Origin of the sequence: Bacillus cereus G9842 (assembly GCF_000021305.1) — a bacterium.
In the GTDB taxonomy this organism is placed as follows: Bacteria; Bacillota; Bacilli; order Bacillales; family Bacillaceae_G; genus Bacillus_A; species Bacillus_A thuringiensis_S.
Window position 1 is genome coordinate 3739333 of sequence record NC_011772.1, and the last position, 10056, is coordinate 3749388.

Genomic DNA, 10056 nt, shown 5'->3' on the forward strand with positions numbered 1-10056 from the left:
AATTGCAGAGACACCAGGGGAAACTCTACAACCACCATATATTCACCGTCCAAGACGAATGTCCTTACCGTTATGCGATATCATGTCCTTGTTTATTTTTTAAACCAGGTTTCACCTCTCTTTCATTATATAAATCAAATATCTTATTCGATATGATATGAAAATGTAATTAAATTATAATTTTTACCAATTTTGCTAAGCATACCCGTACTAAGCTACTTAGCCATATTATACCTGATACAAGAAATAGAACACAAGTTAAATCGTGCGAAAGAAAAAGTAAAAGAAAGGAACAGCACTAAAAGTATATGGCTTATTTCCGCTGCTTTTATACTCCATGTTATTTGGAAAAAACTACCCTAAATACTTTAAATTACTTTCATTTGATGGATTTCCTAGATTTTTTTCTTGAATCGCACAAAAACACTTATAAAATGAAGCTTTTTTATAGATTACGTCATATTTGAGGCAATTCCTATAAAAACATAACCGAAAGTATTTTCTGTACCAGCAACTACTTTTCAACAAAATTAAAGATGTAAGATCCTTTTCTTATAAACATTGCATTACATGACAAAAAGCTATGAATTACAAAATCCCGCTAAAAATTTAATAAGGTTAAATTTTTAGCGGGATTTGACAGTCACTATCGAGAACAAGAGGTTGAAACAAAATTAACGAAAGGACCATATCATACTTTAGCCAGTAGAGAACGCGTAGCGTAATATACTCGTTTTCAACATAAAATGTTTTCTATATAGGGTCATATACAGACGAGAAAGGCGAGCCTAAAATCATTTTACAAAAGATTCACATTAAAACAGATTCAAACATTTTCATATCAATAAAAAAATGACCTAGTTCCACACTAGGTCATTTTTATTAACGAGGAATAGATTGCATTACAGATTGTAACGTTACTCTTTCTTCTTCTGTTAATGGAAGAAGTGGTAAACGTACAGAACCTACATCTAATCCAACCATTTGTAACGCTGTTTTTACTGGAGTTGGACTTGGCGCCATAAATAACGAATCAGTTACTCTTACAAGTAATTGATGTAATTTTTGCGCCTTCTTAAACTCTCCTGCTTGAAATGCTGTAATCATTTCTTGCATTTCGTTTCCGATGACATGAGATGCTACCGAAACGATACCTTTCGCTCCAACTGCCATAGCCGGTAACGTTAAACCGTCATCACCGCTGTATACCGCAAAGTCGTCCGCTGTTTTTTCAATGATTTCTGTCATTGTTAACACATCGCCGCCGGCATCTTTAATAGCAACAATGTTTTCTATTTCTGATAAACGAACAACTGTATCAACGGAGATTTGTACAATAGATCGTCCTGGAACGTTATATAGCATAACCGGAAGCGGCGTGCTTTCAGCAATTGCCTTAAAATGCTGATACATTCCTTCTTGACTCGGCTTGTTATAATACGGTGCTACTAGCATTACTGCATCCACACCAACTTCTGTTGCCTTTTTAGTCAAGTCAATAGAAGCATGCGTATTATTGCTACCTGTTCCAGCGATTACGGGCACTCTTTTATCGACAACAGATACGACATGGCGATATAACGCTACTTTCTCTTCTGAAGTTAATGTAGGAGATTCGCCTGTCGTTCCTCCTACCACGATTGCTGTTGTACCGTTATCAATTAAATAATTTACCAATTTCGTTGTCTTCGCAAAATCGATATTACCGTTTATATCAAACGGTGTTACCATCGCAGTTGCAATTGTCCCAAAATCTATCATGGTCTCACTCCTTATTGTTCCAGTTGCTTTTCTTTTGAAAGCTCAAACGCACTATGTAATGCATTTACAGCCTCCACTAAATCAGTTTCTTTTACAAGAACCCAAATTGTTGTATGACTATCTGCCGATTGCAGAATTTGAATACCTTTTTCTGCTAAAGCTGTAACGATTTTCGCAGTAACCCCTGGGTATCCTGCCATTCCAGCTCCAACGATAGATACTTTCGCACAATGCTCTGTCACAATTGGCTCATATCCAAGGTTCTTTAATAATTTAACTGCATGACTTGATACATTATCACTCACCGTATATGCTACGCCAGTAGGTGAAATGTTAATTAAATCGACACTGATTCCTTCGTTCGCCATTTCTTTAAACACATGTTGCTGCAAATCATATGCCGTTTCTTTTGCAAGCACTTTAATTTGCGTTACGTTTGATACGTGGGCAATACCTGTAACAGGACGTTCTTCTACATCACGACCTCTTGTAGCACCGTCATATGCTGAAATAAGCGTACCTTCACTCTCAGAATACGTAGAACGTACACGAAGCGGTACTTTTGCATGCATCGCAATTTCAACTGCACGTGGATGAACGACTTTCGCACCTTGATAAGCCATGTTACAAATTTCGTTATACGTTACAGTTTGAAGATGACGTGCATCTTTTACAATACGAGGATCCGCAGTCATAACACCTTCTACATCAGTGAATATATCGATGTATTCAGCATGAAGCGCAACACCTAATGCTGAAGCTGAAGTATCGCTACCTCCGCGTCCAAGTGTTGTCGTATCACCTTTTTTCGTTTGCCCTTGGAATCCTGTAACGACGATTACATCTACATTTTCTAACTCTTCATGTATACGATCGCAATTCATTTCAATAATCTTTGCATTCGTAAAGTCATCATTCGTTACAAAACCAGCTTGTGCACCATTTAATGCTGCTGCTTTTATACCGTTCTCATTCAACATATTAGAGAAAACAATTGCAGAGATTAACTCTCCGCACGATAATAATAAATCTTGCTCACGTTTAGAAATAGTAGATTCCTCTTGATTTACAAGACTTAATAACGTATCCGTTGCATATGGTTCACCTTTACGACCCATAGCAGATACGACAGTAACTACTTTATAACCAGCAGCTAATGATTTTTTTATATGATGAAGCGCATGCTTACGTCCATTGTCATCACGTACTGATGTGCCACCAAATTTTTGAACAATTATTTTCATATTTTGCACCTTCTCTTAGCCGTTTACACTAATTGTAATTTTACTAAGCGCTCTGCAATTTGAACAGAATTCCATGCAGCGCCTTTTAATAAGTTATCAGATACGACCCAAAGATGGAATCCTTTATCGTTATTTAAATCTTTACGGATTCTTCCAACGAATACTTCGTTTTTACCTACTGCAGTAGCTGGCATTGGATATAACTGCTCTTCTGGATTATCTTGCAGAACAATACCTTCCGCATTTGCAAGTAAGCTCTTTAATTCTGCTACTGTTACGCCTTCTTTTTCTACTTCGATGTAAACAGACTCAGAGTGTCCTGATACAACTGGTAAACGTACACATGTTGCCGCTACTTCTAATTCAGGCATATGCATAATTTTTTTCGTTTCGTTAATCATTTTCATTTCTTCAAATGTAAATCCATTATCTTGGAACTTATCAATCTGTGGAATCGCATTAAAAGCAATTGGGAAATGCTTCTTATCACCTGATACAGGAAGAACATTTGCCTTAACTTCTTCGCCATTTAAGATTGCTTGTGATTGTTCATGAAGTTCTTCAATAGCTGCCGCACCAGCACCTGATACAGCTTGATATGTGGAAACGATTACTCGTTTTAAACCATATTGCTGACGAACTGGCTCAAGAGCTACTACCATTTGAATTGTAGAACAGTTTGGATTTGCAATAATGCCATTATGTTCTTTTAAGTCATTTTCATTTACTTCAGGTACAACAAGTGGCACGTTTTCTGTCATACGGAATGCACTTGTATTATCAACAACAATCGCACCGCGTTTTGCTGCTTCTGGCGCTAATTGTTTCGATACAGATCCACCAGCACTAAATAGTGCGATATCTACTCCTTCAAAGCTTTCAGGAGTTGCCTCTTGAACTGTAAATTCTTCGCCTTTAAATACAAGTTTCTTACCTGCAGATCGTTTAGATGAAAGTAACGTTAACTTCCCAATCGGAAATTCTCGTTTCTCTAAAGTATTTAACATTTGTTCACCAACTGCGCCGGTTGCTCCAACTACAGCGACATGAAAAGTTTTTTGCTTTTCCATCACTATGCCCCTTTCTAGATACCAATCCTTCTATAACTTAGAATCAGAAGGAGTATACAATACCCCTTCTAATCTTAATAACGTTAATTTTATCATATTCTACAGTAAGAATGATGGTTTCATCAAAAATTGTCCGTTTTTTTTCGTTTTTTAATTCATATATCTGAATTTTTCTACGACCACCGGTTGCAATTGCTTTCCTTGCAGTGCTTCTAATACTGTGTCTTCCAGCAGCTCCATGCGAGCTACCATTGAGTTGGGTTTTTTCTCTGGTGCATCTTGACCGAATGGAACGAAGTAGATGTTTTTTGTTGCCATTAGGCGCATGAGGTTGACGCCAATAGGGTAATAACAATAGAAATATTTCTTTTTTCTTCTATTATATATTCATTTCACAATCTGTAAATTTATTTTCATTTCCAAGCATGTATATCGAAATCTTCATTAATACAATAAACAAATTTCACGGTATTACATTAATTGTGTAGTCAATTTCTATTTTGTTCCTCAACCTTTATAAGCATAAAAAATCCCAAACACTGAGGATGGGATAAGGGAGAAATTTTTAAAAAGCATATGATATGAGATTCTCTAAACCATAATACACGTTTTCATATCCGTAAAACACTCAAAAATTTTTCTTAAAGACAAAAATTCATATATCTTATTTATGTAATTTATGGTATGGTTCCATATGTTAATTAATTACAATAATTTCAAAAAGGAGTATACATAATGATACCAAAGAAACTAATATGTTTAGCACTTCCACTTATGTTATTAGGGGTTGGTTGTGATATGTCTAAAGACCACCCTAAAGATAGTACAGCGAAAGAAACTACAATTAAAGAGGATTCAACGAAGGAAACTCCAGTTAAGGAGAACCAAATGCAAGTAGCAGTAGATTATAAAACTTCTGTACTTGACTTAAACAAAGAACTAGAAAGCGCCATGAATGAACTATCTACGATAGTTACTAAAGATAGCACTTTAAGTGTTTCAAAAGATAGTTATAAAAACGCACTATTATACTTAAGAAACGTAACAAAGAAGTATGATAACTTGAAACCAAGTCATGATCCAGCCTATAAACAAGAAGAAACTCATAAACTTATTTTAGACTCAATGAAGACTATGCAAGATGCAATTAGTATTCAATATACTAGCATAGACAACATAGCAAGCGAAGAGTTTATGAGAGGATTAAACCTAACGAACGAGGCTTCAAACAAGTTTATAGAAGCAATAAAAACATTGAAATAAGAAAGCTTTAGTTATCAAGGGGGATTCATAATGAAAGCAAAAAGACTTATAACGTTAGCTTTACCTATCATGTTATTATCAGCTTGTACAACAGAAACATACGGACTTACTCAATCAGAGTTTAAACAGGTAGACAAAGAGTTTAAAGCAGATAAAATGATAGAAGATATGAAAAAAATGCATTATAGTGATGAAGAGATTGAAAAACAACTAAGAGGTGCATTAGCAACTATTAAGGCTAAGCAGGAAGAAGCGGAAAAAAAGTCTAAACCGAAAAAAGACATACAATTAGACTCATACAGTAAAGAAACGAAAACAGATACAGGCAAACAATCCTCTGATAAAGACGATACAGAAGGTTTTCCTACAGATAATATAGATAAGAAAGAAAAGAGTACAAATAAACTATCCGAAAAAGAATATGTCAATCGTGCATTTGAGTTACGTTTAGACTTACAACAAGAAATAGATAGCATAAAAGCAAAAGCTAAATCAATGATGGAAGATGGTGAATCAATTACAAAGCCTACAATAGATGCCATTACGGATACGAGACTTGTATTGGATGATTTAGAAAGCATGAATGCACCGAAAAAGTATGAAGAGCAGCAGGAGTACCTCATTAAAGAAGCTGTAACAAAGAGTAGAGAAGGATTAAATAGAGTAGAAGAAGATATTAGAAAGTTCGGCGACGGTAGAATTGGTACTGTAAGACTAAAAGAAGTACTAGAAAAAGGTATGAATGATGTAAACTACGGACCTCGTTTGTTGGAAACCTTATTCGAAGATTTTGAAGCAGATTATCCTGGGGCAAAACAGAAAGCAATGGATAAGAAACAGAAAGAAAAGAAAGACTCTGATGAAGGGACTGTTAATATCTCTGCAAACGGTAAGGAGTTAGTAGCTGATTGGGGTACATATCGAAATGGTGAATTTAATCTAGGTTTTGACTTAAAGAAAGATGGTTCTTTCCTCATGTATGAGAGTGAAAACAAGGAAGAGCGTAATCAAACTCATATGATAGGTGAATGGAAGTATGACGGGATTAAAAAAGAAATTACCTTCAAGTATAAGAAGTTTATAGAGCATGGCTCAGAGAAAGAAGGTATAGACTTACCACCATATGCGGAATTCAAGGTATTATCCTTTAACGGTGATACATTTGAAATGATGGAATTAGAAAGTGAAGTAGTAATGAAAGCAAGGAAACGCTAAAGAAGCAAGTAAGCTGTATAAAAACGTAAACAATAGAGTATAAAGGGAATCTACAAAATAAGAAGTAAAGGGGTAGGAGAAATGAAAAACAAGAAACTAATATGTTTAGCACTTCCAATTATGTTATCAGCGATAGGTTGTTCAAATAATGACATAGAAAAAGAAAAGAAAACTGATAACTTACAAGTAGCAGAGTCAGAAAAGAAAACTGAAACAAGATCTGATAAGGATGTTATAAAATCGTTAAATGAAGAAGTAGATAAACTACATAAAGAAAAGGACGAGTTAGAAAAGAAGATACAAGATGAAAAAGCTAGTAAAGAAAAAATAAGTAAAGAGAAAGACGAGTTAGAGAAGAAAATACAAGATGAAGCAGCTAGTAAAAAAGAAGTAAGTAAAGAGAAAGATGTAATTAAAAAGGAAGACAAGATAGAAGACAATACGAGATTCAGTACTATAAAAGAGTATCAAGAGACAGTGTATAAACTTGCTAATAACTTTGAATCCGAATTACGCGCCACGAAACCAATAATTGAAAAAGATAAAACACTATTGACAAATAAAGACGAATTAAAAGCGCAGTATGATAAAGTACAAGTACAAGCTGACAAGATAAAATCTCTTCACCCACCTAAGGAGTACACAGATTTACAAATCGGACTGATAGATTCCTTAACAGTATATCAAAAGGCAGTAGCCGGCATGTTTTCAGGCTTAGACGAAAGGGATAAAGAAAAGGTTAAAGGGTATGAACAATCTGTAATGGATGGTTTGGCATACTTTAAAGATTCACTAAACGCAATAAAAGAAATAAAGGAATAAGTTATGTCCTTTAATCTAAGGGGAGCATCTTCATGAAAGTTGTACGCTCTATATTTAAAGGCTTTCGTTTAATAGGTTTAATTGTAAAGCCAGTACTTAAAGCATTATCTAAAAGTAAATTTTAAATCTCATAAAAATTAAGATCCCCTTCTGCATATGAGTGCATCAGGGGATCTTTTTCAAATTATTCTATTCGTTCTACAGACAGTACTCATAGATAAATAAGAAACGGTGTATATTTACCCTAACATTTATAAAGATGAAAATCAATATATAATTATCTACATATAGAACCAGATAATAATTTTAGTTCATAAAACTATTCTTTTCTATGAAATATTTAGTATATGCATAGACTTCATTTGCCGTTACATAGTATCCCTTTGCTATTGTGTAATTTATATTTGGCACCATTAAAAATATGCAACATTGCATATTGTTATAATATATATAAATGTTGTAATTTACATTTAACCCCTGTAAAATTTAGGGTGTAAAAAATATTATAGGAGATGTGATTATGAAGAAAATTTTAACTTCACTTATGCTAATTGGATTAGTAGTATTTGGCTTTATTTTACCAAGCAATAATGCAAGTGCAGCTGAAAACACACCACTTGTCGACAAAGTGCAAATTACTAACATCGGAAACAATGAGTATATCGACTATGGGCAAGGTAAAAAGTATCGAGTTTATGCATATAAAAACACAACATTCAAAGGATATGCATATGACGCAAATGGACAAGCAGTACCTGCTGGTACAACTTTTTACATTTACTTCGATGGCGCACTAAATTTTGCTAAAAAAGATATTTTATGTACTGTAGGAGCAAATGGCGCATTTGAAGGTTCAGTGGAAATGCCTAGTGGTAAGGGGAATTATTCTTTCTGGGCTTCAAGATCAACACACTACTACGATATTGTGAATCTTGGTTATTACAATGGTCCTAACAAAACTAATCCGATTTCAAAAGCAAATGAAAAAACAGTTTATCATTACTCTCACGGAGTATATCATCCATAAAAAAAGAGCCAGCCTATATAAGCTGGCCTTTTTTTATTTTATAGAAATATAGACGTTATAAGTCATAATTCAGTAATTTTTTCCTTTTAAATCGTGTTCTTTATATTGTACGGGTGCTTTCGGCTTAAATACTCAGTTTAGATATGATGAATTAGTAAATATAAATTAAAAGAAGCCGCCCAACAGGGTGGCTTTCAATGTTTATTTTTTAATGTACTCGTACCACCAGTTTCTTTCATCCATCCAAGCTGTAATCTTATCAAGTTCACCATTAGGCAGTACTTCAGTTTGTAAGTACGCTAAACCAGTTAATGGATCAGAGATAACCTTCCCTTTTGTTCCACGCTCATTCATAGCATTTACGACTTCCTGAACCAGTGAAATGCCAAACCCACCAGATTTAACATATTGATAGCCACCATTAGCAACAGATTGTTTTGTATGTTCCTCTCCTGTAAACCAAGATAACGGTTTACTGCCAATCAATTGGTTCAAATCACACTTACCGATACCAGGTACATTACCTGTCTCTGTGTATTGCCAGATATCACATGGATAAGCTGGTCTATTCCCACCATATCGAGGAATCCATAAGAAATCAGCGTTTACTTTATCCGCTTGGAACTCTTTATATGTATGATGACCAACATATAGCCCAACCTTTTTAGCACCTAACTGGCGTAATTCATCGATAAAAGCTAACGTTCCAGCTAACATATTCCCCATTGTTTTCACTTCCACATCCGCTACCCAAAACAATGCATCTTTATCTCCACGATTCCAAAAGTCGCGAGCTTCTACACGTGCATCATTTTCAGAAACAAATCGACAAAACGCATAGTTACCAAAAGAAACACCACGTTTTTTCATTTCACCAACATAACTTTGATACATATGATCAACTACGTTAGAACCATCTTGTACCCTAGCAATTACTAAGTCTAATTGCAGTGCTGCTACATCCCAGTTAATATTACCATTCCATTTTGAAATATCGACGATATACCCCATTATTGAACATCTCCTTCAAATAGTTTTTGTTTGATTTCTGTTACATCTTTAGAGATAGATCCAAAAGCCTTTGCTTGCTCTTCTATGACTTGTTGGTTTCTATCAATTACTTGTTGATACTTTTCTTCACGCTGCTCATTCTTTTTTTGCGTAGTAAATAGCATCCACACAAATAACGCTGCAAATGCACCTTGTTGAATAACTGAGTTGAAAATTGCATCTTCCACTGTTCTCATCTCCTTTTTTGACAATAAAAAAAGACCAGCTTATGGCTGCTCTATTTGCGTTGTATTTTCATTAGTTGGTGGTTGCTGTGATGGATAATTCCCCGTAAGCGATGTATAACATTCTATACAAATATGCTTTTTTGCAAATCCCATATCTAGTTCATATAGACGTGCTCCACGTTTACAGATTTCGCATCTTGTTGCGATTCTAAAGCTTATAGTTCCATCAAGTTCCCTCCATACCTCAACTTTATTCATGCCATTTGAAAGCCCTGCATTATTTAATACATTAATAGGGATGTTTACAAAAATTCCAGTTTCAGATCTTTCCAACTCTACTAAATATCCCATAAACGGTGTTACATCCCCACGTTGTGGAGTTGTAACAGCTGAATTCTGATTCATATACTATTACT

The 10056-nt window shown here is 34.8% G+C and carries 10 protein-coding genes and 1 pseudogene; 4 read left to right on the forward strand and 7 right to left on the reverse strand.

Annotated elements, in window-relative coordinates:
* Positions 1-882 precede the first annotated feature (882 nt).
* From dapA to spoVFB, 4 genes and pseudogenes are all read right to left on the reverse strand, one after another.
* Positions 883-1761, reverse strand: a complete 879-nt coding sequence (dapA, locus tag BCG9842_RS18635) for a 4-hydroxy-tetrahydrodipicolinate synthase (RefSeq protein ID WP_000564763.1) — start codon at positions 1759-1761, stop codon at positions 883-885.
* Positions 1762-1772: 11 nt separating this feature from the next.
* On the reverse strand, positions 1773-3005 hold the full coding sequence (dapG, locus tag BCG9842_RS18640; protein ID WP_000692456.1) for an aspartate kinase: 1233 nt from the start codon (positions 3003-3005) through the stop codon (positions 1773-1775).
* Positions 3006-3028: 23 nt separating this feature from the next.
* Entirely contained in the window at positions 3029-4075 is a 1047-nt protein-coding gene (asd, locus tag BCG9842_RS18645) for an aspartate-semialdehyde dehydrogenase (RefSeq protein WP_000414846.1), read from the reverse strand.
* A gap of 150 nt (positions 4076-4225) precedes the next feature.
* Positions 4226-4414, reverse strand: a pseudogene (gene spoVFB, locus BCG9842_RS18650) (dipicolinate synthase subunit B); the annotation flags it as partial.
* A gap of 396 nt (positions 4415-4810) precedes the next feature.
* On the opposite strand from spoVFB, the gene BCG9842_RS18655 reads away from it, so the two are divergent.
* The 4 genes from BCG9842_RS18655 (at position 4811) to BCG9842_RS18670 (ending at position 8402) form a co-directional block, all read left to right on the forward strand.
* Positions 4811-5338, forward strand: a complete 528-nt coding sequence (locus BCG9842_RS18655; RefSeq protein WP_000612422.1) for a hypothetical protein — start codon at positions 4811-4813, stop codon at positions 5336-5338.
* 30 nt (positions 5339-5368) lie between these two features.
* A complete protein-coding gene (locus BCG9842_RS18660; protein ID WP_000644995.1) occupies positions 5369-6553 on the forward strand; it encodes a DUF3994 domain-containing protein in 1185 nt (394 codons plus the stop codon).
* A gap of 81 nt (positions 6554-6634) precedes the next feature.
* Positions 6635-7375, forward strand: a complete 741-nt coding sequence (locus BCG9842_RS18665) for a DUF7018 domain-containing (lipo)protein (RefSeq protein WP_000791286.1) — start codon at positions 6635-6637, stop codon at positions 7373-7375.
* A 520-nt stretch (positions 7376-7895) separates the two neighbouring features.
* Positions 7896-8402, forward strand: coding sequence for a hypothetical protein (locus tag BCG9842_RS18670; RefSeq protein WP_000722940.1), 507 nt, complete (start codon positions 7896-7898; stop codon positions 8400-8402).
* A 201-nt stretch (positions 8403-8603) separates the two neighbouring features.
* On the opposite strand, the gene BCG9842_RS18675 is transcribed toward BCG9842_RS18670, so the two are convergent.
* Genes BCG9842_RS18675 through BCG9842_RS18685 form a run of 3 tightly spaced genes read right to left on the reverse strand, consistent with a single transcriptional unit; the run spans position 8604 to position 10045 of the window.
* On the reverse strand, positions 8604-9413 hold the full coding sequence (locus tag BCG9842_RS18675; protein ID WP_000540631.1) for a GH25 family lysozyme: 810 nt from the start codon (positions 9411-9413) through the stop codon (positions 8604-8606).
* Positions 9413-9649: a BhlA/UviB family holin-like peptide gene (locus tag BCG9842_RS18680; RefSeq protein WP_001261076.1), complete on the reverse strand. Its 237-nt coding sequence runs from the start codon at positions 9647-9649 to the stop codon at positions 9413-9415. The genes BCG9842_RS18675 and BCG9842_RS18680 overlap by 1 nt, the downstream gene beginning before the upstream one ends.
* Before the next feature lie 30 nt (positions 9650-9679).
* Positions 9680-10045, reverse strand: a complete 366-nt coding sequence (locus tag BCG9842_RS18685) for a hypothetical protein (protein ID WP_001075307.1) — start codon at positions 10043-10045, stop codon at positions 9680-9682.
* Between the last annotated feature and the right edge of the window lie 11 nt (positions 10046-10056).

Coding starts and splice junctions, on each gene's coding strand:
- dapA (WP_000564763.1), bottom strand. CDS start 1,761: ATGATAGATTTTGGGACAATTGCAACTGCGATGGTAACACCGTTTGAT.
- dapG (WP_000692456.1), bottom strand. CDS start 3,005: ATGAAAATAATTGTTCAAAAATTTGGTGGCACATCAGTACGTGATGAC.
- asd (WP_000414846.1), bottom strand. CDS start 4,075: ATGGAAAAGCAAAAAACTTTTCATGTCGCTGTAGTTGGAGCAACCGGC.
- BCG9842_RS18655 (WP_000612422.1), top strand. CDS start 4,811: ATGATACCAAAGAAACTAATATGTTTAGCACTTCCACTTATGTTATTA.
- BCG9842_RS18660 (WP_000644995.1), top strand. CDS start 5,369: ATGAAAGCAAAAAGACTTATAACGTTAGCTTTACCTATCATGTTATTA.
- BCG9842_RS18665 (WP_000791286.1), top strand. CDS start 6,635: ATGAAAAACAAGAAACTAATATGTTTAGCACTTCCAATTATGTTATCA.
- BCG9842_RS18670 (WP_000722940.1), top strand. CDS start 7,896: ATGAAGAAAATTTTAACTTCACTTATGCTAATTGGATTAGTAGTATTT.
- BCG9842_RS18675 (WP_000540631.1), bottom strand. CDS start 9,413: ATGGGGTATATCGTCGATATTTCAAAATGGAATGGTAATATTAACTGG.
- BCG9842_RS18680 (WP_001261076.1), bottom strand. CDS start 9,649: ATGAGAACAGTGGAAGATGCAATTTTCAACTCAGTTATTCAACAAGGT.
- BCG9842_RS18685 (WP_001075307.1), bottom strand. CDS start 10,045: ATGAATCAGAATTCAGCTGTTACAACTCCACAACGTGGGGATGTAACA.